14 protein-coding genes and 1 pseudogene are annotated in these 24320 nt (G+C 42.1%); 4 read left to right on the top strand and 11 right to left on the bottom strand.

Features of this window, described 5'->3' with window-relative positions:
• The first annotated feature begins 54 nt into the window (after positions 1-54).
• On the top strand, positions 55-1053 hold the full coding sequence (locus tag IQ276_RS33480) for an IS630 family transposase (RefSeq protein WP_193926121.1): 999 nt from the start codon (positions 55-57) through the stop codon (positions 1051-1053).
• Here IQ276_RS33480 and IQ276_RS33475 read toward each other — a convergent pair whose 3' ends face one another.
• The 4 genes from IQ276_RS33475 to IQ276_RS41315 all read right to left on the bottom strand — a co-directional run bounded on the left by IQ276_RS33475 (position 1054) and on the right by IQ276_RS41315 (position 4008).
• Positions 1054-1611, bottom strand: a complete 558-nt coding sequence (locus IQ276_RS33475) for a cysteine dioxygenase family protein (protein ID WP_228043539.1) — start codon at positions 1609-1611, stop codon at positions 1054-1056. It lies immediately after the preceding gene.
• 189 nt (positions 1612-1800) lie between these two features.
• A complete protein-coding gene (locus IQ276_RS33470) occupies positions 1801-2022 on the bottom strand; it encodes an RRXRR domain-containing protein (RefSeq protein ID WP_190883558.1) in 222 nt (73 codons plus the stop codon).
• Positions 2023-2497: 475 nt separating this feature from the next.
• Positions 2498-3394 carry a LysR family transcriptional regulator gene (locus tag IQ276_RS33465; RefSeq protein WP_193925179.1) on the bottom strand — a complete coding sequence of 299 codons (897 nt, stop codon included), beginning with the start codon at positions 3392-3394 and terminating at the stop codon, positions 2498-2500.
• 260 nt (positions 3395-3654) lie between these two features.
• Complete coding sequence (locus IQ276_RS41315) at positions 3655-4008, bottom strand: hypothetical protein (RefSeq protein ID WP_235116187.1); 354 nt, start codon at positions 4006-4008, stop codon at positions 3655-3657.
• Here IQ276_RS41315 and IQ276_RS33455 point away from each other — a divergent pair.
• Positions 4000-7303, top strand: a pseudogene (locus tag IQ276_RS33455) (efflux RND transporter permease subunit). The gene IQ276_RS41315 and the pseudogene IQ276_RS33455 sit on opposite strands and share 9 nt — an antisense overlap.
• 311 nt (positions 7304-7614) lie before the next feature.
• On the top strand, positions 7615-9465 hold the full coding sequence (locus IQ276_RS33450) for an IucA/IucC family protein (RefSeq protein ID WP_235116185.1): 1851 nt from the start codon (positions 7615-7617) through the stop codon (positions 9463-9465).
• A gap of 163 nt (positions 9466-9628) precedes the next feature.
• Here the strand turns inward: IQ276_RS33450 and IQ276_RS33445 are convergent, their stop codons facing one another.
• Positions 9629-10045 carry an ATP-binding protein gene (locus tag IQ276_RS33445; RefSeq protein ID WP_190883641.1) on the bottom strand — a complete coding sequence of 139 codons (417 nt, stop codon included), beginning with the start codon at positions 10043-10045 and terminating at the stop codon, positions 9629-9631.
• Between the two features lie 424 nt (positions 10046-10469).
• On the opposite strand from IQ276_RS33445, the gene IQ276_RS33440 reads away from it, so the two are divergent.
• Positions 10470-11660 (top strand): PP2C family protein-serine/threonine phosphatase, encoded by a 1191-nt coding sequence (locus IQ276_RS33440; RefSeq protein ID WP_193914480.1) that lies wholly within the window; start codon positions 10470-10472, stop codon positions 11658-11660.
• Between the two features lie 20 nt (positions 11661-11680).
• On the opposite strand, the gene IQ276_RS33435 is transcribed toward IQ276_RS33440, so the two are convergent.
• From IQ276_RS33435 to IQ276_RS33410, 6 genes are all read right to left on the bottom strand, one after another.
• Entirely contained in the window at positions 11681-12010 is a 330-nt protein-coding gene (locus tag IQ276_RS33435) for an STAS domain-containing protein (protein WP_190883643.1), read from the bottom strand.
• Positions 12011-12202: 192 nt separating this feature from the next.
• Positions 12203-12925: a PIG-L deacetylase family protein gene (locus IQ276_RS33430; RefSeq protein ID WP_193914482.1), complete on the bottom strand. Its 723-nt coding sequence runs from the start codon at positions 12923-12925 to the stop codon at positions 12203-12205.
• Between the two features lie 109 nt (positions 12926-13034).
• Complete coding sequence (locus IQ276_RS33425) at positions 13035-15035, bottom strand: glycosyltransferase (protein WP_193914484.1); 2001 nt, start codon at positions 15033-15035, stop codon at positions 13035-13037.
• Between the two features lie 935 nt (positions 15036-15970).
• Complete coding sequence (locus tag IQ276_RS33420) at positions 15971-16168, bottom strand: hypothetical protein (RefSeq protein ID WP_193914486.1); 198 nt, start codon at positions 16166-16168, stop codon at positions 15971-15973.
• Positions 16169-16342: 174 nt separating this feature from the next.
• Positions 16343-20470, bottom strand: a complete 4128-nt coding sequence (locus IQ276_RS33415) for a beta strand repeat-containing protein (RefSeq protein ID WP_193914488.1) — start codon at positions 20468-20470, stop codon at positions 16343-16345.
• 990 nt (positions 20471-21460) lie between these two features.
• The gene (locus tag IQ276_RS33410) at positions 21461-24259 is read right to left on the bottom strand and encodes a DUF3131 domain-containing protein (RefSeq protein ID WP_193914489.1); all 2799 of its coding nucleotides are present in this window, start codon (positions 24257-24259) and stop codon (positions 21461-21463) included.
• Positions 24260-24320 lie beyond the last annotated feature (61 nt).

The raw sequence follows: 24320 nt of genomic DNA, 5'->3' as shown, positions 1-24320 counted from the left end.
CAAATGAATATATAATATACTCTCAGAATATTTTGGATAATAATTAGAGTTAAAATGATTTTTTTGAGAGAAATCAATCCTCTTTCTTTGAAACTACTGGAGCGAATATATCGCCAAAGCAGATATCATCAGGTGCGCCAAAGAGCACATTTCTTAATTTTAGCTAATCAAGGAGTAGAGTTACAAGAATTAATGAAAATATTTAATGTTAGTTATAAGACTATCTATAACTGGATAAATCGTTGGGAATCATCAGGGATGGTTGGACTTTATAATAAACTAGGAAGAGGTAGAAAACGAATATTTAAACCAGAACAAGAAGCAAAAATTAGAGAGTGGGCGAAACTTGAACCAAGACAATTAAAAAAGACGCTACAAAAAATTAAATCAGAATGGGATATTGAAGTTAGCACTGAAACTATTAAAAGAATATTAAGAAATTTTTATATGACTTGGCATCGAATGCGACGAGATGTTGGAGGAGAGCCAGATCCTATAGAATACAAGGAAAAATCTGCACAGTTAACAGAGTTTAAACGATTAGAAGACGAAGGTAAAATTAACTTATATTACTTAGACGAAACCGGATTTTGTTTAATTCCTTCTGTTCCTTATGGATGGCAAGATATCGGAGAGTACTTAACTATTACTAGTCGCCGTAGTGCGCGCCTAAATGTTTTAGGAATCATGAATCGAAATAATCACCTTGAAGCTTATGTCTCTTTTCAAAGTATCAATTCAGATGTGATTATTGCTTGCATTGATACTTTCTTTCCCCAAGTAGATAAACCGACGGTAATTGTTGTTGATCAATCCTCTATTCATACCAGTGATATGATTATTGATAAAGTTGAAGAATGGCAAGAACGTGGCATTACCATCTTTCAATTACCTTCCTATTCACCAGAGCTAAATTTGATTGAAATTTTGTGGCGGTTTATTAAGTATCAATGGCTCGAAATAGATGCTTACAAAAATTGGCAAACCTTTGTCGCATCTGTCGAAAATATTCTCCGAGAATTTGGTAAAAACTATGTAATTAATTTTGTTTAGCTACTTATCATTACCGAGAAGATGGATGGATACAGATTCACTCTCGGATGTGGTTTTGACGGCGTGGATATCACCATCTGGAGGTAGGAGGCGGTAAATATCGCCCCTTTGAAGCGATCGCACTTCAGTTATTTGTAATTGTGCGTGTCCTTCGGCATTGCCGTTATCTACACGCCGATAGACTGTTTCTTCTTGATTGCCTTTGTATAAACCAATCAATCCCCAAGCTAAATGGTCGTGGACAGGAGTGGTGGAACCAGGGGGAATCACCAAGCTAAAGACTGACAAAGAACGGTCTTTAGCCCGATAAAGTAGCCATTGACCAATACCACCCCCCATTTTACTTTGGGGGTTGACTTGGGCGAACTTTTCGGGTAACCATTGCTGTTGGGCAAGTAGCTCTTGAAAATAGGGTTCTAATTTAGCGAGAGTTTGTGTGCGATTTTTAGTAGTACTAGCAGTAATTTCACGTACTGTTGCTACAAGCGATCGCAGTTCTTGGCTTTCAATAAACCATTGGTCTTCAGGCAATGGTTCTAAAATAGTATCGTTCGTCATCTATATTCCTCATCAATCTAAGTAAGTCGGCTTAAATATTCCTTGTTGCTTAGTTAATCTTTATTTAAATACTTTCGTTCTATTGTGCCAACTTACTTGCTAAGTTTTTTATCTTTGGCGATCGTAGTACTATAAAACTCCTATTTGATTGCCTCAAAAAACTCCATCCAACTTGAAAAGGCTGACTCCCTACTCCCCACTCCCTACTCCCTTTTTACTTTTGACATCAGGGTGAATTTTGAACCCAAGTTGCTCAAGTTTTAAATGGGAAAGGGATTCCTTGAGAATGATAGTAAAGGGATATCGCTGGAATACGGTAGCTTTACCTTGTGATAATAGCAACCTAGCACGGCTGATACGTACTGGGTATAACGGTTGTTTGTTGGCATCGAGAATCAGAACTTTGGTCATGTATTAAATTCCTGACAGATAAAGTTATACCTATTTGAAATCAGAATGCGACAGATATATGGGTAGGGGCGTACAGCTGTACGCCCCTACAGCCGATTCATTTGTTGCAAAGATTTTTGCAATTGAGCGGTAGTAGTACTTTTAAAATACGGTAAATCGGTCGAATAAGTGTACAATAGCTAAAAACAGAAATTATCACATACAAATTCAAAAAGCAAGTCAGACAATTTTGGATTTTAGATTTTAGATTGACCCCATGCCTAAAGTCAGGGGCTTGTCAATTAATTTTAGATTTTAGATTTATTCCACGAATAAATTCGGGGGCTTGAGACCTTTTTAAATTTTAGATTTTGAATCTTCAATCCAAAATCCAAAATTTAAAATCTAAAATTCGGTCATCGAAGAGGATATGGGCACACGGGGACACGGGGAAGGGGAAAGACTTTTTGCAATTTGTCCCCTTGTCCTAAAAAGGTCAGCTACTTTGCTGACTTGCATCAAGACAAGCTTGCACAAAGTCTTCAACTACGCTGTTTGAAGAATCTCGTCGCCATGCCACAGCTAGCACACTGGGACTGACATCCTGAACTGGGCGGAAAGTTTGTCCAGACAGTGCGTAAACTTGTGTGGTAGTTTCCGATACTAGTGCTATTCCTTGACCATTAATCACTGCTTCCATTGCTTCATTGGTATTGTTTACTTCGGTGCCAAAAACAATTGGATGACCGTTACGTTCATTCTTTGCTAACCAGTGATCTCGCCATATTCCTGTTTCAGCAGGCACTGTAATAAACGGTTCATTAACCAAATCAGCTATCTGCAAAACATCCAGCTGCGTCAATGGATGCTCAGATGATAAGGCAACCCATCTTGGTTCAACCAATAAGATTTCAGTGAATAGTTTTTCTTGTTTGGGAACTGGCAAGCGTAACAGGGCAACATCAGTATTGCCAGAGAGTAGTCCGGCCGTAGGATCTGAGAACTCAAAGAAACGAATCGCTACCTTCCATCCTGGTTGTAGGGCTTGAAACCGTGAAAGGATAGATTTCGTTAATTCGCTGCCAATCCTGCAAACGAAACCAACGCGCAATGTCTGCGTTTCTCTCGCTGCTACTTCTCGCAGCTTTAATAAAGTAAACTGCCAATCCTGGATCAGCCCTTGGGCTAAAGGCAAGAGTGCTTCACCAGCAGCGGTTAGTTTCACTTCTCGACTATTACGGCGCAGTAGTTCAATGCCCAATTCCCGTTCTAGTTGGCGAATTTGCTTGGACAATGCTGGTTGTGAGATATATAACCGTTCAGCAGCACGGGTGAAGTTCAAATCTTCAGCCACCGCAACAAAGTAACGAAGCAAGCGTAAGTCTGCATCCATGCTGTTTGCTAGTTTTTATCTATTCCTTTTGGTTATAGCAGTATATCTTGGACTTTTGAGACAGTTTGCGATAAAAACTTTTAATAAGTCAGGGATTGGGGATTGGGGACTGGGGATTGGGGATTGGGGACTGGGTATTGGGGACTGGGCATTGGGTACAAGAGGTTTTAGGTGCAAAGGTCTGGGGAAAGACACCCTGCAACTTCTCCTCTACTCCCTGCTCCCCCACTCCCTACTCCCCACTCCCCACCCCCTATTCCCTAGTCCCCAATCCCCAGTCCCCAGTCCCCAATCCCTAGCCTATGTTTGTCAATACTTTCATCAGGCGTCCAGTTCTGACGACCGTCTGTACATTCATCATTTTGCTGCTGGGAAGTATTTGTATTCCAATCCTGCCGATTTCTCAGCTGCCAGATCTCGCCCCGGTGCAAATCACCGTTAGCTCCAATAATACTGGTGCGGATGCTCAAACAACAGAAAGTACTGTTACCAACATTATTGAGCGACAAATTAATGGCGTTAAAGATGTATCGATCTGCAAGCCCATCATAGCCTGATGAAGCAGATATTGAGTTTGGCAGTGGCGGAACAAATCCAGATTTTCGATCACCCATTGTACATTCATCATTTTGCTGCTGGGAAGTATTTGTATTCCAATCCTGCCGATTTCTCCACACTGGCGTTGCAGGTATTTTTCAGCTGCCAGATCTCGCCCCGGTGCAAATCACCGTTAGCTCCAATAATACTGGTGCGGATGCTCAAACAACAGAAAGTACTGTTACCAACATTATTGAGCGACAAATTAATGGCGTTAAAGATGTATCTTATATATCTTCTAATACGGGTAATGATGGTTCGAGCAATATAACTGTCTCCTTCCCAACTAATGTCAATAGCGATATTGCTCAAGTAAACGTTCAAAATAAAGAAGCTCTCTCTGAACCTCAATTACCAGATACTGTTCAACGAACAGGTGTCACTGTTGAAACGGCATCAAGTAGTTTGCTTCTCGTGTATGGGTTCTACTCAGAGAATAATGAATACGACAACATTTTTATTAGTAACTATGTTGACCTATTCATTCTCGATCAGATTAAACGGATTCCTGGTGTAGGAAGCTCCAGGATTTTTGGGGAACGCAAATATGCGATGCGTCTTTGGCTCGATCCCAATAAGCTTGCCCAACATCAACTGACTCCTCAAGATGTGACAACTGCCCTGCAAGAACAAAATATTCAGGTGGGTGCAGGGGCAATTGGTAAGGAACCAGCACCAGATAATCAAAGCTTTGAATTTGCTTTAAAGGCAACCAGTCGATTCAAAGATGCGGCAGAATTTGAGGAGATGGTGTTGAAGGTGGCTGCAAATGGCACTAGTAGCACTAACGCTAACACCAACACCCTAGTTAAAGTCAAAGATATCGGTCGAGTTGAACTAGGTGCTGAGAGCTATCTTGCTGATGCCAAATTCACCATACCAGGAAATGATCCCAAGCCAGCCGTAGGTTTGGGGATATATCAACTTCCGGGTAGTAATGCACTGAATGTTGCTCATGCTGTTGAACAGCAGATCAAGAGGCTAGAAAAGAATTTTCCACCTGGACTAAAAGCAGAGTTGGCATTTGATACCACTCCATTTGTAGAAATTTCTTTAGAAGAAGTTCTGCATACCCTGGTTGAGGCGATTATCCTGGTGGTCTTGGTAATTTTTGTCTTTTTGCAAGACTGGCGCACCACGATTATTCCCACTGTTGCGATTCCCGTGTCCTTGATTGGGACATGTGCGGCTCTTTTGGTTTTAGGATTTCAAATTAATACACTGACCTTATTTGGTTTTGTTCTGGCGATCGGTATTGTCGTCGATGATGCAATTATTGTGGTAGAAGCTGTTGCAGTCAAACTGGAACAGGGCATGAGGCCGTTTGACGCAGCAGTGGAAGCCATGAAAGAGTTGACTGGGGCAATCATTGCCACTTCACTCGTACTCATGGCGGTATTCATTCCAGTTGCATTTATTCCAGGTACTACTGGGATTGTTTACAAACAATTTGCCTTAACTGTTGCTTGCTCCATTGGGATCTCGACTTTTAACGCTTTAACCTTCTCTCCGAGTATGGCAGCGATCCTGATGCGCCCAGCTCAGACTCCACGCGGGCCTTTGGGCTGGTTTTTCACGCAGTTTAATCGGGGATTTAGCTGGTTCACGCGCCGATACGTCAGGTTTGTTAGCTACCTTACCCATATCAAGCCGATTGTGATTGGGGTTTTCATCAGTGGTTTAGTGGCAACGGTTTTGATGTACAGAGCAGTGCCTACTGGATTTATTCCAGAGGAAGATCAGGGTTACTTCTTTGTAATTGTCCAGGGGCCTGACGGGGTTTCTTTGAAATACACTGAATCTGTGATGAATAAGGTTGTCAAGGAAGTCACGGCGGCTCCGGAAGTCAGAGCTAGTTTTATGATTAGTGGCTTTGGTTTCGATGGTAATGCTTCTAATTTAGGCATTGCTTTTGCTAACCTGAAACCTTGGAAAGAGAGGACTGAAGAATCTCAGTCTGTTTATGGCATACTTCAAAGGCTGAACAAAAAGCTGTCTGCAATTACTGAAGCTAGAGCGATCGCTGTGAATGCTCCTCCAGTTAGAGGTTTAAGTACTACAGGTGGTTTTGAGTTTATCATTCAAGACCGCACCGGCAGTGCGCCGATTCAAACCTTCCTTGATACCGCTCAAAAGTTCATTGCGGCAGCCAATAAAAACCCTGCTCTCCAACGAGTTTTCACTCAGTTCACCGCAGACACTCCCCAATTTGAAATCCAGGTAAACCGCAACCAAGCCAAAGCCCTGAACGTGGACATTAACGATGTCTTTGGGGCATTGCAAAGTTACTTAGGGTCGCAATACGTGAATGACTTTATACAGGGACAGCAACAGTACCGGGTATATGTCCAAGCCGATGGGGTTTTCCGCTCTAATCCTGATGACATTGGCAAGCTCTATGTTCGCTCTGCCAGTGGGGTAATGATTCCCTTGAGCAATTTGGTGAAAGTTACGCCCTTTGTGGGACCGAAAACCATTTCCCATTACAACTTGTATCGCTCAATCAAAGTACAAGGCGCTCCTGCTCCCGGTGCTAGTTCTGGACAGGCAATTAAAGCGATGGAGCAAGTAGCAGCAGAGGTTTTACCTCAGGGATTTGGTTACGAGTGGACAGGGACTTATCTCCAAGAGAAGACATCTGGAGGATCTACCGGACTGATTTTTGCGTTAGCGATCATTATTGTCTTTTTGGTGCTGTCAGCTCAATATGAAAGCTACATTGACCCAATCATTATTTTGCTAACGGTTCCCCTAGCAGTTTTGGGAGCGATGACAGCGCTTTGGGTGCGATCGAATATTTTCATGGCAGGTAGCCTATTTCCCAAAGTAGTAGATGATATTTATTGTCAGGTAGGTCTGGTGACTTTGATTGGTCTAGCCGCGAAAAACGCGATTTTAGTTGTGGAATTTGCCAATCAACTACATGAGCAGGGCATGAGCTACACGCGGGCGGCTGTGAAAGCAGGGGAAGAACGTTTGCGACCGATTTTAATGACTTCCTTTGCAGCGCTGTTAGGATTTTTACCCTTGGTGATTTCTGAAGGAGCTGGAGCAAGTAGCCGTTGGTCTTTAGGGACAGCGCTGTTTGGCGGACTGCTGCTTTCGACGTTCTTGAGTTTGTTCTTAGTGCCAATTCTCTATATTCTAGTTAAGAGCTTGGCTCGGGCTATATTTTCTCGTAGGGGACGGGGAGGCTCAAATCCTCCAGATTCTCCCAATGGAGTTTCGGGATCTGGACATAGAACTTTGCCTACTGGCTCAACTCAGCCAGAAACACAATTGCGATCGCAGCAGGACGGAGGAACTGTGTAAAAGGGACTGGGGACTAGGAACTAGGGACTGGGGACTAGGGACTAGGGACTAGGGACTAGGGACTAGGGACTAGGGACTAGGGACTGGGGACTAGGGACTAGGGATTGGGCAGAAGTCATCGAAGAAGCCAAGGTGACCTTGGGAGAACTTGCAATAAGTCTTTCCCCTTGTCCCCTTGTCCTCTTCAAGTGGTGTCTAAATCTTGGTTTGCAAAGTGATAATTCTGTATAACAATAGATTTATCGCGAATATTTTTCAATTGGTATTAGTCATTCACTGAAAAATCCTCAATCTTTAGAACCAAAATTGAAATGATAGAGCAAACCATTATTACTGCTGCAATGCCACAACTGATTATAAATCGCACTGACAAGGAAATTGCTGAACAAGCAACAATTCAAAGCTTTTTCAATTGTTACCTGCGAGAAACTGGTACTGGCAAAAGCATAAAAGCCAATAGTGAAGTCATAGATGATGCCATAAATGAGGTATTTACTCGTACCAAAGCTCAGGTATTAATACGATGTTATTTGGAGCATAAAAATATACAAATATTGGCTGGTTTACGCTACTATTCACTAACTGGACGCCATTTGTTTTACTTGCCAATTTATTATCAGCCAGCAGACAAAACTGGTGTTTTAGAAGTTGATTACGTCACCTTAGTTAGTCTGCTGACAAAAGAGTTGGCGCTGGCTGATGGTAGCAATGGGCATCAGGATGAATTGCTGCGGCGAGTAGTGGAAAGCTGTTGCAATATAGAACAGTTTGTTCGGCAGCGGCGACAAGATACTGATATACTTTATGCTTTCAAAAGTAATTTTATTGAAACCGAACAAGCACTAATTTTCGGTCATCCTTTACACCCAACGCCGAAAAGCCGTCAAGGTTTTGCTGAGAATGAATTAGCAATTTATTCTCCGGAATTGAAAGGGAGTTTTCCTCTTTATTACTTTCGCGCCCATCAGTCAATAGTGGAGTCTGGTTCAGCATTGCCACAAACAGCTATAGAACTGATCAAAGCAGAACTGTTGACGGATGGTGAAGTGGATGAAAACTTCAAGATGAATTATTGCCGTGCAGATGAATATGCCTTGTTACCAGTGCATCCTTGGCAGGCAAATTTTCTGCGGTGTCAACCAGGAGTGCAGCAGTTATTCAATCAGGGATTGCTGGAAGATTTGGGTTTACAAGGGCGAGCTTTTATGCCTACTTCTTCAATTCGCACAGTTTATCATTCTGATGCAACGTTCATGGTCAAACTGTCTTTGAACGTCAAGATTACTAACTCAATGCGGGCTATCTCCTATAAAGAGTTAAAAAGAGCGGTAGAACTTTATCAATTATTGAATACCGGAGTTGGTAACCAACTGTGCGATCGCTTCCCACAATTTAATATTATCCGCGAACCTGCCTACATCACTTTGAAAATAGACGGCGAACCAAGTGCTGGCTTCGCTTCGCTATTGCGAGAAAATGTTTTCCCAGCCAATCCTGCTCCTGATGTAACTTGTTTAATATCCCTATGTCAGGATGCTATGTTTAATGATGGTTCGCGCTTAACAAATATTATCAACTTGCTAGCAAAGCGCGAACAACGCACCACAAATGAGGTTAGCCGCGATTGGTTTCGCCGTTACCTCACAATTTCATTAGAGCCGATTCTTTGGCTTTACTTCACATATGGCATCGGGCTAGAAGCGCATCAACAAAATAGTGTTTTGCAACTACAAGACGGTTATCCTTACCGCTTCTTTTTCCGCGATAATCAAGATTATTACTGTCACCCGGATTTTCGGGAGCATTTAGATAGCATCCTCCCTGGCTTTAGCAACAGAAGCTATACAGTGTGCAAAAATGCCGTTGCTGCTGACGAACGCCTGGGTTATTACTTTTTCAACAATCATTTGTTGGGACTGATTAATGCCTTTGGTGTCGGAGGCTTGGTGGATGAGCGAGTACTTTTAGCAGAACTCAGAACAGCTTTAGATAAATATGCACATATAGAGCAAGACAGATCGAAACTCCTGCATCAGCTTCGTCAGTCACAATGGCGTTGCAAAGCCAATCTAATCTCACGTTTTCATGATATTGATGAAATGCATAGTTCTTTAGCCACCCACTCCATTTATGCTACTATCGATAACCCTCTTGTCTTGTGATTTTCTTCTTGAAGATTGCTATTAATATCATGTCCGGTTGAATACTAATACCATTTCACTTTAAAGTTGATACAAATACCTTGGTAGGGTAGCACAGCTGTGCTACCCTACGGTAAATCTATATGTATCAAGATTTTCGTCAAATGGTATAAGTAACTGGGGTTTAGTAATATTTACTAATAAATAAGCAGTAACGATTATCTACTGTCCGCTCATAACTCAACTTGTCAGCAATGGCAGACATGATTTTTAAACCACGTCCACGTTCTTGGTCATTATCCTCAAATTCAGATGTTTGTTGCAATTGCTCCTCTAAATTAAAGCATTCGCCTTGAGACCAAATACGAATTTCTATGTATTCATTTAACCGCACAGCTTCCATCTCAATCGGAGTTTCAATGGGTAAATTTTTGTGGGCATGTTCAACAATATTAGTAAATCCCTCTATCAAAAGTGTTTGACATTGCCACCAAATTTTTTTATCGGGAAGACTTGGTTGATTTATCTGCTCGAACCAAGATAAAACTTCAGGCGAAGCTGTCAGATCTGTGTTGACTTTTAGATAAATTTTCTTACTCACTTATTAACCAATCAAATATTTTAACAAAACAGAATTCAGGAGTCAGAAGCCAGAATTATCCAATTGAATTCTGTGTGAATAGTAGATGAATAAAGGGCTTTAAGTAACCGACTAAATCAAAGATTTAGTGGTATTCAATTAACGGCGGGTCAAATTACCCACTAATTGATTCTGAATTCTGAATTCTTCTTTAAAATCATCTTATTCGCTAATCAGTTTATTTAATTTGAGTATTTTCACTATACATTACAAACTAAATTTCATATAAGTTAAATTATAGCGGTTCCCGTATGGGTGAGGTACAGAAAAAAATAGATCCTCGTAGGGGCGCACAGCTGTGCGCCCCTACCCATGTACCTTATTCAAATGAGAATCGCTATAGAACAACTACTTATTTGTTATTCTAATTGTAAAACCATAATTTATGTTTAAAATTCTGGTTATTGATGATGATCCTACAGTCCGAGCAGTACTGAAAAGCACACTTAAAAAGCAGGGTTATGATGTAACTGTAGCTAGTAATGGTGAAGAAGGAATTACACAAGCAGAACTGGTACGTCCTGCTCTAATTATCTGTGATTGGATGATGTCTCAGGTAGATGGACTAGAAGTATGTCGGCGAATTAGAGCAGAACCAGAGTTGGCGACTACGTTTTTTATTCTATTGACTGCTAGGGGAGCAGCTCGAGGAGAGGAAGAAGATAGAGTTAGGGGACTTGACGCTGGAGCAGACGAGTTTATCTCTAAACCAATAGAGATGAATGAATTGAAAGCAAGAGTCAGAGCAGGACTAAGGTTACACCAGCTGAATCAGGATTTACAAAGTAAAAAGCAAGCTTTGGAAACACTCAATCAGGATTTACGAACCCAAAAGCAAATTTTAGAAGCAGAATTGGCTGAGGCCGCTGATTACGTGCGATCGCTTTTACCTTCACCCCTTGTAGGAGCAGTAACTACAGAAAATTTGTTTATTCCTTCAGCACAGCTAGGCGGTGATTGCTTTGGCCATAATTGGCTCGATGACGATCATTTGGCAATTTATTTGTTAGATGTATCAGGACATGGAGTAGGTTCAGCACTCTTATCTGTATCGGTGCTGAATGTTTTGCGATCGCAATCTCTACCAAACACAAACTTTTGTCAACCCAGCCAAGTCCTAAAAGCCCTCAATCACGCCTTCCAAATGAGGAAGCACGGTGATAAATACTTCACAATTTGGTATGGTGTTTATCACCGCCTGAAACGTCAACTCATTTATGCCAACGCCGGACATCCACCTGCTTTACTTTTATCTAGTAGCTCTACAAAAAATATCCAAGTTCAACAGCTAACTTCTTTAGATTTACCAATTGGCTTTTTAGCTGATGTTGAATTTGACGATGCTGTTTTTGAAGTCCAGGAAAACAGCAGTTTATATATTTTTAGCGATGGTGCTTATGAAATTAATCAGCCAGATGGTAATATTTTAGGTCTTGATGCTTTCATTGACTTATTAACCAAATGTAGCCAAAAAGATACCTGTAACCTCAATCAACTATTAGCAAATATTTTCACCTTTAATGCTCAAGATAATCTTGATGATGACTTATCTTTAGTAAAAGTTAACTTTAGCTAGTATACTCAAACTTGCATATTTCAATTTTGTATTGCTAGTACTTGGCGATTGAATTCCTCTTGGTCGGCAAAGGTTTGAAAAATTCTATCCATTTTAGTCAGTTCAAATAACATCCTGACTTGATCGTTGATAGAACAGACGAAAAGTCTACTATCGGCTTTTCGTACCATTTGCATTGCTGATACTAAAGCGCCTAAACCAGAGCTATCGATAAACTTTACTTCTTTGAGATCGAGCAATAAAATATCCGCTCCATTTGCTAAAATGTCGTTAACTTCACGACGCAGTTCATTACCTCTAATGCCATCTAAAATTCCAGACAATTCTAGTACTGTTACACTTAAACTCATGGCTGTATTTTCCGAATGCTTGTTTGATAACTATATCTTTATATTTTGGCATTGAGCTAATAAAAACCGCAATAGCTATAGTAATATTTTTGTGTTATCTAGCAATTAAAAATCATTTATTTAAAAAATATATCCCCACTTACTTTAAAAGTCTGGGATTGGAAAAACAATTATAACAAATTCAATAGATTGCTATATACCTAACCAGTCTTGCTTGATTACTTGTTTATTACTATTTGCTATGGCAGTAAAGAAGCTAGCATCAACCCATTGCCGAGAAATTTCAAAAGCTTCAAAATAGCCATCTTTATGACCTAATTCACGTGCCCAAAAACGAGATAAAATAAGTATGGCATCAAGTTGCATAAATGCTTTATTTGCTTCTGATTCATAACAACCAATAGCTGCGACTTTTTCCTGAATTACAGAGGTTATATCCACAAAAAAGTTTGGTTCAAAATCACGCAAAAAAACAGGTGGTGCTGAATACCACAAAGGTATGTTTTTGCGGGTAGCAACATTAGAAACTGCGATGGCACACACTTCATGATCTCTATGTCCATATTTTTCAGGTTGTGGTGCGTGAGTAATAATTAAATCCGGATGCCAACGCCCAATAGCTTCTTCAGCAACTTTAATCACTGCTTGTGTTGAGAAATTGCACTCTTCTAGTGCGTGAAATTCGTAATTTGCACCGATGATTTTACCAGCTGCATCTGCTTCTTGATGACGTGTACCCTTAATAGACGAACTAGAAAGACTACCATCAGTCAAAATTAAGCAAAGAACATTCCACCCTGCCTTAGACATTAAACTGAGAGTACCAGCAGCAGGTAGAACTTCATCATCAGCATGAGCATAAATTGTCAACACAGTTCGCTGACCAAAGTTGTTATAGTCTAAATGATTATTCATAGCTGTTTTTGAGTTTGTCATTTGGTATTGGGCATCGGAGTTAGGAGTGAGGAGTTAGGAGTGAGGAGTTAAGAGTAAAAGTTATTCTCCCCCTGCTCCCTCATCTCCCTTACGCCTCTTTCGGAGGTTGCCAAACAGATGCGCGGATGATAGCCGACAAAAGTAACAAGTTATAAATAGCCCACGCACTATTGAGTAGGTGAACTTCAGGATAATTAAGATGACCAATTGCGAACCGATAAAGGCTCCACAATATCCCCAAAATAGTCAATATAAAAACAACAACCTGTGGCCAAACTAGCCTGAGATAAATACCGGATTGCCGTTGTTTAGGTGTTACTTGGAAATTGAGTTTTTGTCCTGTAAATACACTCCATACAGCTTGGATTAATAAGGGAAATAAAGCGATCGCATATTGTTCGGAACGCCAAACTTCTCTGGCTGGAATACCCCATGTGGCTGCAAGGAAAGTCAGCCGATTGATAATAAACGCTGGGAAAAAGTGTATGGCAAAGTCAGGTCCGTAGGTTTTAACCGGAATAATGTCCGTAAAAAAATAGATAATTGGACAAGCAATAAAAACCAGAGTTGCAAAACCAGAAAAATAGCTGTACATCGTTTTAAAATAATGCAACCTCTGCCAAAAACTTAGCCCTGGCTTTGTTAACGGATTTTCTCTCAGTAGCACTTGAATAGTGCCTTGTGCCCAGCGTAGCCGTTGTTTAAGAGTAGAACTGAGGTCATCTGGTGCTAAACCTTCTGCTAGCAATTCATTGTGATAAATAGATTTCCATCCAGCGCCATGTAGACGCATTGCTGTATTCATATCTTCTGTAATACTGTTGCTGGATACACCACCAATTAATTGAAATTCATTTAAACGTTTTTCGTCTTTGGCAAATTCATCAGCAAAATATTGCAGTCCTACACTAATCAGTGCTTCCCGCCTCAAAAGTGCATTTGTGCCTGTATAAAAAGCGGCATTCATGCCATCTTTACCTTGTTGGAGTGGTCCATAAAATAAATTAGCTCGATGTCCAAAAGGATCGCCCGGAGGAATGTTGTAAAAATCCTGACGGGTCTGGACAAAAGCAATTTGATTCTGCTCATATTTTCCTGTGAAAATATTATAATTATAGAAATAAGGTAGAACTCTCTTAATAAATTGTGCTTTGGGAATATGGTCAGCATCTAGGGTAAGAATAAACTGTCCTGAAGTTTCCCCAGAAAAAATTGCGTAATTGAGGTTACCCGCTTTAGCGTGGTGGGGTACACCAGCTGGTTTGGGACGAGCAATGTAGCGAAAACGAGCCAGTTCAACTAGTTCTAGTTCTTTTTTACGAATAGCTTCTTCTAAGGCTTTGCGTTCGGTAGTGAGGCGTTCGCGTAGCGTCTCCGTAGGAGAATCGCTTATACTTTGATGCTGTGGAGGTAACCAAAGAATAAACTGTCGCAGACTTTTCACAAATTCGCTAGCAAACGCCTCTGGTTGTGATGATGTTTGTAGCCATTCTTCAGCGGCTTGAGTGTTAGGTGTGAGATTTTCCAGTTGCTTCAAGCGTTCCAACAAACAAGAGTGTTCTGCATCAATTCGTTCTGCTTCCTGCTGTAGTTGTGGTGACTGCAAATCCTCAATACACAATCTTTCTGTCATTGTTCGCATATCAGCCGAGTTACCATCATCTAGCACATAAATACGTAACTTGGTTGGCGGGTAATCCATTGCTAGAGCAGCTTTAGCAGTTTCTTCTACAATTTCCGGTGGCTCGTTGTAGCATGTTACAAACACATCCACTGTTGGCCAATCCGATCTGGGTATCGGTGGAGTCATTTGGTCAAGAGATTTAATTTGTCTAACTAAAGGCCGCCACAAGCCAATCACAAACATCACGCCACCGAAATAGCTATAAATTTCTGCTATTAGCAAAGGAATAGAGATCCAAAGTGCATCAAAATTAATAGAATGAGTGATGCGCCATTGCAAATACCAAATTCCAAAAATTAAATTGATTTCTGCCAAATAACGAAATAACAGCGTTCTTTTTTTGAGTAACGAGCGACTGTTACCGGAAAAGTTCGCGGAATTATCAAGAATAGAAACTGAAGTCATCTTAGTAAGATTTTGGATTTTGGATTTTGGATTGTGTTCGGGTAGCGTCTCCTAGAGAAAGAGTTAATGGTAGTCCTTTTTGCACTCCGTCTGCCACAATGATTTTTCAAAATAGATTTGAAGGAATAACCAGGGATTGGGAATCGAGATGTCTGTTGCTCTTGCTATCCGCTGTATCATGTCGGCTTGAAGATTTATCATTAGGGCTGACACAAAGAGAACAGGACTTACGCACAGGTAACGGAAAATCAAACCACAGAGGACGCAGAGGACACGGAGGAATAAGAGTTTCAGAGAGTTGTTGCGTAAGTCCTAGAGAAGTCAAAAGCTCAGGCTTCCTGAGCTTAAAACCTCTCCTTTAGGAGACGCTCTTGCTAGCTTGCTTCCCGGAGAATACAGGAGAGAAGTCACCAGATAAGGCCTCCTTAGATCAGAACTTCGGGAGACGCCAAGAGTTTTTGTTGATAAGTGATTAGGCGCACATGATACGACTACGTTCACTCATGTACAAGTATTCCCAAATACAGATGGTTATTAACAAACATAGCTTTGTATAGCAACAGCCAAAGTGGTTAGGACATTAACAGATGATAAAACCTAGACACAAAAAGACTTTTCACCCAGTCATATCATGTCCGCATAATTAGTTATGATTCCCACAGTCATTGCACCCCACCCCCAACCCCTCCCCGCTCTTCGGGAGGGGAGACGAAGCGTAGCTTTGGCGGGGTGGGGTTCTTGGATTTTAATAAGTGATTAGGCGGACATGATATCACCAGTAAAGAGTCCCCAGTCCCTTGCTATAATTACAGTTATAGGGCTTATACAAAAAAGCCAGGGTTTTTGCCGGATAAAGAAAACCGAGTTCTTAATTTTGGATAAAGTCGTAAGGCTTCCTGAGCTTTTGACTTCTGTGGGTGTTCTCTAGCAAAAGTTCAGAGCGCCGGGTTCCAGCGCTTTTCCAAATGTTCTAGACAGTTATGTTGCTCTATTTTCAAAATTTTAGGCATAGCGATCGCCTGGACTACGCACTCTTTGTTACTTTCTTGCGATCGTATCACTCCGATGCTACCGGATTTGATTTCACTTGCATCGAGATTATCATGTTGGACACTGAGAATGCGTAGACGCATTAGCGAAGCGGTAGCGACGTAGAAGGAGCGTCAGCGGCTTGTCGCTAGACATCGCCGTGGTTTGTTAAAAGTTGACTGTATTGAGCAATCAAATGCGAGGTGCTATTTTCAACACCCCGCATTCTCAAAATTTATTCTTGTCCTGTGCTGCTAAGCGATGGAACTCTAACTCACTTAAACAACTACAAAATTGTTGTTGGTTAATGACGACAACCCAGTAGATAATCGTGCAAACTGTACCTGAGTAAATGCGCCTGCACTGCCATCCTGGTCAAAGAACAATGCACCTGTAGTGGAGTTATAAATAAATCGCTCAGTACTAGTGGTTGCAGATGTTCCGATTGTAAACTGACTAGTTGAAAGTACACCTATTGATAATCCCCCACCAAAGCCAGTAGCCGATACCTGAATTAATTCATTAGTGGGGTTGAAGTAATCAATAGTATCAAGTCCTTCATTGAAACTATTGAAAACAAAGGTATTAGTACCAACTCCTCCATAGAAGGTATCATTGCCAACTCCTCCATAGAGGGTATCATTGCCATTGCCATCTACGAGGGTATCATTGCCATTGCCACCATTGAGGGTGTTGTCACCAGAGGCCAAAGAGGCATCCAGAAAATCATTACCATCGCCCCCATCTAGTAGATTATCGCCTGTTGAAGAGTTAATATACAATGCATCGTTACCAACACCACCGTTGAGGGTGTTATTGCCTGATACCACAACATCAACACGTTCTCCTAATTCGTTGTAATAGTAATAATTACTAGAAGCCCCTAAATTATCATTGCCATCGCCTCCATTGACGAGGTTATCCCCTGTTGACGAGATAATATGTAAGAAATCTTCACCAACGCCGCCATCTATTGTGTCATTGCCGCCATTGCCTGAGTTGAGCCTATCATTACCATTGCTTCCGACAATATAATCATCGTAGTCTGTACCTATGATATTTAATTGTTCGATATTTTTGTAGCTAAGCACTGTTGTGCCCTGAGTCGTAGAAATTGCTCCGATGTTATTAGTGGCATCGAAAGTCGAAGTAATTCCCGTGGTAGCATTCCTATAACTGACAAACAAGGTGTCGTTACCTGCTGAGCCATCTACTGTTTGAGTCACCAAGGTAGATAGAGAGTAGAAATTTAAGGAATCATTGCCATTGCCTCCATTGAGGGTGTTATTGCCAGTGCCACCATCGAGAGTATCATCGCCATCGCCACCATTAAGGGTGTTATTGCCTGCACCACCCCGCAGCAAGTCGTTACCACTTAAGCCATCAATGATGTCATCACCTCCCTGACCATTGATGACATCATTTGAATTGTCAAAGCCGGTAACATTGTTGTCGAGGTCGTTGAGGAAGGTGACTGTGTTTGTTCTAAAGACAGTGCTTTGGGTGGAGTTGGCATCGAAGACATCAAAGCTGTCGGTGGTGCTGGTTTGCCCATAAAAGAGAATATTGCCCAAGTCTACACTGGCTCCAGTGGATTTGCTCAGGTTATTCAAGTTTTCTAGGGCAAAGTTTTCCAGTATGAATCTGGTATTACCATACCCTTGAAAGCTGATTGACAAACTTGTGCCATTCTGGGTGAGGAGCAAGTTTTTGGCAGTGAAACGACTATCGTCCTGGAATATCAGGGTATCGACTTCGGCAATGACTGCTGCTGTGGGGTTTGTTCCTTTACCTACTCCACCGAAATCGGCGATCGTATGAGTGGGAGTATCATCCGTGTAGTAGTAGCCGTAAACAAATTTATCCTGACCACCGCCACCTGTGAGGCGATCGTTGCCATTGCCACCTGTGAGAGTATCATCGCCACTGCCACCTGTGAGGCTATCATCGCCATTACCACCTGTGAGGCTATCATCGCCATTGCCACCTGTGAGGGTGTTGTCACCAGAGGCCAAAGAGACCGTCAGAGAATCATCACCATCGCCCCCATCTAGTAGATTATTCCCTGTCGAATAGAAAAGTGTCAGAATATCGTTACCAACACCACCGTTGAGGGTGTTATTGCCTGATACCAAACGACTAACAAATGTTCCTGATTCGTCGTAATAGGAATTACTAGAGCCTAGCAAATAATCATTGCCATCGCCTCCATTGACGAGGTTATCCCCTGTTGACCGGCTAATATCCAAGAAATCTTCACCAGCGCCGCCATCTATTGTGTCATTGCTGTCATTGCCTGAGGTGAGGGTATCATTACCATTGCTTCCGACAATATAATCATCGTAGTCTGTACCTATGATATTTAATTGTTCGATATTTTTGTAGCTAAGTACTGTTGTGCCCTGAGTCGTAGAAATTGCTCCGATGTTATTAGTGGCGTCGAAAGTCGAAGTAATTCCCGTGGTAGCACTGCTATAACTGACAGACAAGCTATCGTTACCTGCTGAGCCATCTACTGTCTGAGTCACCAAGGTAGATGGGGAGTATAAATTTAAGAAATCATTGCCATTGCCTCCATTGAGGGTGTTATTGCCAGTGCCACCATCGAGAGTATCATTGCCATCGCCACCGTTGAGAATATTATTGCCATCGCCACCCCTCAAAATGTCATTGCCACTTAAGCCTTCAATAATGTCATCACCCCCTTGACCATTGATGACATCATTTGAATTGTCAAAGCCGGTAACATTGTTGTCGAGGTCGTTGAGGAAGGTGACTGTGTTTCGTCTAAAGACAGTGCTTCGGGTGGAGTTGGCATCGAAGACATCAAAGCTATCGGTGATGGTAGTTTGCCCATAAAACAGAATATTACCCAAATCTACAGTAGCTCCAGTAGATTTGGTGAGGTTATCCAGGTTTTCCAGGGCAAAGTTTTCCAGGATGAATCTGGTATCACCATACCCTTGAAAGCTGATTTCCAAACTTGTGCCATTTTGGGTGAGAAGCAAATTGTCGGCAGTGAAGTTACTATCGTCCTGGAATATCAGAGTATCGACTTCGGCAATGACTGCTGCTGTGGGGTTTGTTCCTTTACCTACTCCACCGAAATCGGCGATTGTGTGAGTGCCAGTATTAATCGTGTAGTTGCTTAAGCCTTTGTAAACAAATATATCTTTACCACCCCCGCCTGTGAGGCTATCCTTACCACCACCACCTATAAGGCTATCATCGCCATTACCACCGTTGAGGGTATTATTACCAGTGGCACCAGAGGCTGTTAGAGTATCATTGCCATCGCCCCCAGAGAGGAGGTTATTGCCAGATGAGCGAGAGTCGAAGTAAGAGTCATAATATTGGTTAACAAAGCCAGATATATCTAGAAAATCATTGCCATCGCCTCCAAAAATTAGGTTATCGCCTGATGAACCACTAGCACTCAAGGTATCATCACCAGCACCACCATTGAGGGTGTTATCGCCATCTGAGCCAGAGTCAGACGCTGTGTACTGCTCACCCGTTACACTCCCAGAGATGGAGAGAGAATCATTGCCATCGCTCCCATCTAAGAGATTATCGCCTAATGAACCGCTAGCACTTAAGGTATCATCACCAGCACCACCGTTGAGAGTATTGTTGCCTAAAGAGCGATCATCGTAGCCTGGTGCGTAGGAGTTGTAGTAGTCTCCGCCAGAGATGGAGAGAAAATCATTGCCATCGCCACCATTAAACACATTATTGCTTGAGGGGGAGTCAGCATACAAACTATCGTCACCAACTCCACCGTTGAGGGTATTATTGCCGGCACCACCCCGCAAAATGTCATTGCCACTTAAGCCTTCAATAATGTCATCACCCCCTTGACCATTGATGACATCATTTGAATTGTCAAATCCACTAACATTGTTGGATAGGTCGTTTAGGAAGGTAACTGTGTTTTTTCTAAAGACAGTGCTTTGGGTGGAGTTAGCATTGAAGACATCAAAGCTGTCGGTGATGGTAGTTTGCCCATAAAACAGAATATTACCCAAATCTACAGTGGCTCCAGTGGATTTGGTGAGGTTATCCAGGTTTTCCAGGGCAAAGTTTTCCAGGATGAATTTGTATTGACCAAACCCTTGAAAGCCGATTGACAAACTTGTGCCATTCTGGGTGAGGAGCAAATTTTGAGCAGTAAAGGCACTATACAACTGGAAACTTAGGGTATCCACTTCGGCAATGACTGCTGCTGTGGGGTTTGTTCCTTTACCTACTCCACCGAAATCGGTGATCGTATTAATGTAGTTTGAGCCGCCGTCAAAAAATATTATATCGTTGCCACCGCCACCAGTTAAGGTGTCGTTGTAATCGTAGTAATCAAAACCGCCCTGTAGGGTGTCGTTACCGCTGGTTCCAATGATAATTGCCATAACTTTTTCCTGATTGAATCGATTTTTGGAGTAACTTCAGTTGTCAATAATCGAGTTAGTGCTGTTTGAGGGCACAAATAATTTGCCGAGAGTTGAAGCTTTCGGCAGATTTGATTTGCCTTTGAGAGTCATCAACTTTTGCCCAAGATTCACTCTGTTGTACAGATTGCAAGGATTACTGATCCGAGTATTGAGTACTATGTAAGTCTTAAGCACTGTACAAAATTGAGTTGGTTTGTCAATGCATAAGTCTTACTAGTTTGAAAATAGAGAACACTTGACACGGTATGAAATAAGGAGTCTTTCTGCACTGGTTGTAGGCGTAGCTTGCCGCCGTAGGCATCACCCCCGAATATCTAGCCAGAAAACAGTAAACATCTAAATAACCCGATAATAACTAAATACCGAATATTTACTTACATGTCTATCTTTTCAGCAAAATCTTTGCATACTCTTTATATTTGCTGAGAAATGTATATATTGATTACTGAGGTTTGTATATAAGCCGGTGCGCGTCTAAATTGTACATTGCAAGCGTTAAGACTGTCCTCTCTTGAAAAGTTTTGATCTAAGGAAGCCTTAGCTCAAACTTTTCGCTTTGTCATCGGTTATCTGTCTTTTGAGAAACAAATGACTAATGACAAATGACCAATGACAACCCTCTCCTGACAGAGACGCTACGCGAACACGAGTAAATATACAACTTAGGGACTTCCAATTAAAAAAATATCCCATCCCTGCGGGACGCACTCGCGTTCGTAGGGGCGCACAACTGTGCTACCCGAAAAATGTAAAAATAATTTGGGATAATTTATCGTTTGGAAGTCCCTTAAATGCGTAACAGCTTGCCTTATATTTTGATAGTCAAATCATTTGCCGAAAACATCCGCAGCACAAGTGATGTTTAAGCCTAAAAACAACTAGGCGATCGCTCATATGACTCCGATGCTACCCGATTTAATATCAGTCCTGAGTTAGTTGCATTTCTATTTATTCTGTGGTTTTTGTGCCAGTTACTAGTGGAGTATTTTTGCTAGTTGAAGCCCAGTAACTTCCAGAACCATCAGAAATTAACTTGGTTCGTTGTATTGCGGTGTTGGGTAAACCTCGCCCAGAATCACCCTTAGTTACTGCCACCCACCAAGGAGAGTTCATGGTGGTAGTCGGACGAATTAGGGGTTGTCCATTCATCAGTTTGTAAAGCAAGGATTGCAAAATCATACTGTTGGTGCTGCTAGTGAAGCCTATCGCCGTTTTACCCGTGGTTTCATAGAAGCCTTCATAAAATCCAGCCGATGGATTATATAAATCAGTCGTTGCTTGCAGTAATTCTTGACTATACTTGTTTTCTGGAAGCAAAGCATGATAAGCAAAAGCTACTGCTGTACTTACCAATCGCCCCTTTGGTACAGGTTGACCGTCATCTCCTAAAGCTACCCAAGCATCGCCTTGTCCAGTAATTGTACTGTGGACAGTGTAAGGCTTGCGATCGATTAAGGTGGTAGCTGAGGCTGTGAGGATGCTGGTACGACGGTAACGTTCGGCTTGCGCCTGGAAAATTGGCTCAAAGAGCGATCGCATTTGTGGATCTAGTCCGAATTCCAAAGCATAGAGTAAGAAAGGATTGCTAACTGTGTATTGGTTAACTTTGGAGTTAGTATCTGTGCGATGGCGTTGGACTGGTACTTTCACTCCCTCTACTGAGGCAGTTTGATATTCACCGCCAACAGCAGAATTGTCAACATTGAACCCCCATAATTGAAAAGCACGAGCGGCATATTCTTCATAACCCAAGCGGGTTTCAGGTTTGACACGGATCAGCGATCGCCCATCTTCCTCTTTGCTAACTGTAGCACTGGAAAGAATACCCTCCCGCACCACACGCAAGTATGACCAATCCAACACAATTTTATCTACCGCAGATGTGTATTCTGGATGACAGGTTTTTAAGTTGTAAAGCGCTGCCAACATCCTGCCCAAATCTAAAGCCGACCAGCCATTTCCTTCTGGAATCGGATTTCCACCATAATCTATTGATTGCAGCGTTCTGGTATCGTAACCCCGACTCGGTAATTCGCCAGCAAATAAAGGTAATTTTGTCAAGGCTGCTAAAAGATGTCGGGTGCGCCCTTCAAATTCTTTGGGGTTAATGATATCGAGCGATCGCGCCGCATGGAGGGCTGTGAGATAATCTCCTAAGCCCCAGAGAGTTGCACCTTTGAAATCACTGCGATCGTCAATCAGCCCACTCTTGGAATGATAATTTGCTTGAAAGTATCGCCAAGCCGCCTCTGCATAGCGTCGTTCAATTACCGACAGTGGTCTTTCTAGTTTGAGATTAGATGATGGTTGCAGACTACCCACTGGTGGAATCGGTGCAACAGCCACTTCTGTAATTTTAGAAGTATCCGCAGGGGTTGGGCTAGGAGTTGTAACAGTAGAATTCGATTGATTTGAGGGTGTTGCATTTTCACTGGGCTTGCCAGTAGACACACTTACAGAACCAGAAGCAATTAAAGGGCGATTTCCCCTAGCTTTGTAGTATAAAATCTCCAAAATTAGCCCATTAGTATTACCTGTCAAAGCTTTATTCGGTTGCTTTGATTCTTCGTAAATACCAGCATAGTAACCACTATCATCGGGACTGCGGAGATCCTTAACAGCATCAAAAACTTTTTGGGCATAGGGATTATCGGGAAAAAGATAGCGCCAACCAAAAGCAGCTTTGGTGCTGATGCTGCGAAACTGGGGATAAGGCTGGTTAGCATCGGTAATAGTTGCCCAGTTTGCACCGTTGGCGTAAACAGTGTTGTAGAGAAAATAAGGTGCTTGGTCGATATTGTCTTCTGTAACCGCAGTCAACTGGCCTGTGGTGTCATAACGCCGTTTTTGCACATCTAAGACCCTAGCAGCAAAATCAGCTAACTCACCTTGCAAGCCAAATTCAATACCATCAAGAATATAAGACTCACTGACAACGTAATTATTAGCGTTAGTGCTTTGAAAGTCACGGGTATCAACGGGAATTTGCACGCCATTAATTTCCACTAACTTAAACGGCTCAAAAGCAATAGCTTTGGGTGCAGAAAAGCCCCAAAGTTGATAACCTCTAGCGCCGTATTCTTCGTAGCCGAGTCGTCCTTCTTGCACCAGTAGTGTTTTGTTGTCAGGGAGAACAGTAGCGCCAAACAGTTGTCCATCTTTGAGCGATCGCGCTACCTGCCACTTTGCTACAATTCCCTTGAGCCAATCATTATACTGAGGATGACAGCTGCGGATGACATCAAACGCCGCCAGTATCCGCCCGACATCCAAAGCAGACCAACCAATACCCCGTTCAATGGGATTGTTGCCATAATCAACCATCTGTCCCGTGGCTGCGTTATAGACTTTATTAGGTAACGCATCCTCAAATAACTTCAGGCTGTTGAGAGTCGTCAAAAACTTATTAAGACGTGCATCAAAGTCTGCTTGGTCAGTGAGATTCAACCAGCGTGCAGCATTCAACGCCATCAGATAATTACCCATATCCCAGAGCGTACCGGAAGGATAACCCCCAGTAGAGTTAGTAAATCCCGTTGCTGGCTGATAGTTTTTCACAAAATATTGCCAAGCACCACGAGCATAAGTTTGTTCTTCAGGTGTCAGAGGAACTGTAATATTGCTACAGTTATTGGAATTTTGGGATAAGACTGGTGTCGGAATGTAAAACAACAATTGCAGAAATGTTCCAACTAGGAACAATGCAACCCATCTCAACAGTTTTTGTTGATGGTGCTTGTATAGCATAGGTAAACAAGGAGTTAAGAGCGCGTCTGTACAGCTATCGATAGAGTCGAGTAGTGCTAGT

Source organism: Desmonostoc muscorum LEGE 12446 (assembly GCF_015207005.2).
GTDB lineage: Bacteria > Cyanobacteriota > Cyanobacteriia > Cyanobacteriales > Nostocaceae > Nostoc > Nostoc muscorum.
This window is presented reverse-complemented; position numbering and strand designations above follow the sequence as displayed.

What these genes read in the sequence shown, in the direction of transcription:
- IQ276_RS33480 (WP_193926121.1), top strand. Translation starts at nt 55, where the DNA reads ATGATTTTTTTGAGAGAAATCAATCCTCTTTCTTTGAAACTACTGGAG.
- IQ276_RS33475 (WP_228043539.1), bottom strand. Translation starts at nt 1,611, where the DNA reads ATGACGAACGATACTATTTTAGAACCATTGCCTGAAGACCAATGGTTT.
- IQ276_RS33470 (WP_190883558.1), bottom strand. Translation starts at nt 2,022, where the DNA reads ATGACCAAAGTTCTGATTCTCGATGCCAACAAACAACCGTTATACCCA.
- IQ276_RS33465 (WP_193925179.1), bottom strand. Translation starts at nt 3,394, where the DNA reads ATGGATGCAGACTTACGCTTGCTTCGTTACTTTGTTGCGGTGGCTGAA.
- IQ276_RS41315 (WP_235116187.1), bottom strand. Translation starts at nt 4,008, where the DNA reads ATGGGTGATCGAAAATCTGGATTTGTTCCGCCACTGCCAAACTCAATA.
- IQ276_RS33450 (WP_235116185.1), top strand. Translation starts at nt 7,615, where the DNA reads ATGATAGAGCAAACCATTATTACTGCTGCAATGCCACAACTGATTATA.
- IQ276_RS33440 (WP_193914480.1), top strand. Translation starts at nt 10,470, where the DNA reads ATGTTTAAAATTCTGGTTATTGATGATGATCCTACAGTCCGAGCAGTA.
- IQ276_RS33435 (WP_190883643.1), bottom strand. Translation starts at nt 12,010, where the DNA reads ATGAGTTTAAGTGTAACAGTACTAGAATTGTCTGGAATTTTAGATGGC.
- IQ276_RS33430 (WP_193914482.1), bottom strand. Translation starts at nt 12,925, where the DNA reads ATGAATAATCATTTAGACTATAACAACTTTGGTCAGCGAACTGTGTTG.
- IQ276_RS33425 (WP_193914484.1), bottom strand. Translation starts at nt 15,035, where the DNA reads ATGACTTCAGTTTCTATTCTTGATAATTCCGCGAACTTTTCCGGTAAC.
- IQ276_RS33420 (WP_193914486.1), bottom strand. Translation starts at nt 16,168, where the DNA reads ATGCGTCTACGCATTCTCAGTGTCCAACATGATAATCTCGATGCAAGT.
- IQ276_RS33415 (WP_193914488.1), bottom strand. Translation starts at nt 20,470, where the DNA reads ATGGCAATTATCATTGGAACCAGCGGTAACGACACCCTACAGGGCGGT.
- IQ276_RS33410 (WP_193914489.1), bottom strand. Translation starts at nt 24,259, where the DNA reads ATGCTATACAAGCACCATCAACAAAAACTGTTGAGATGGGTTGCATTG.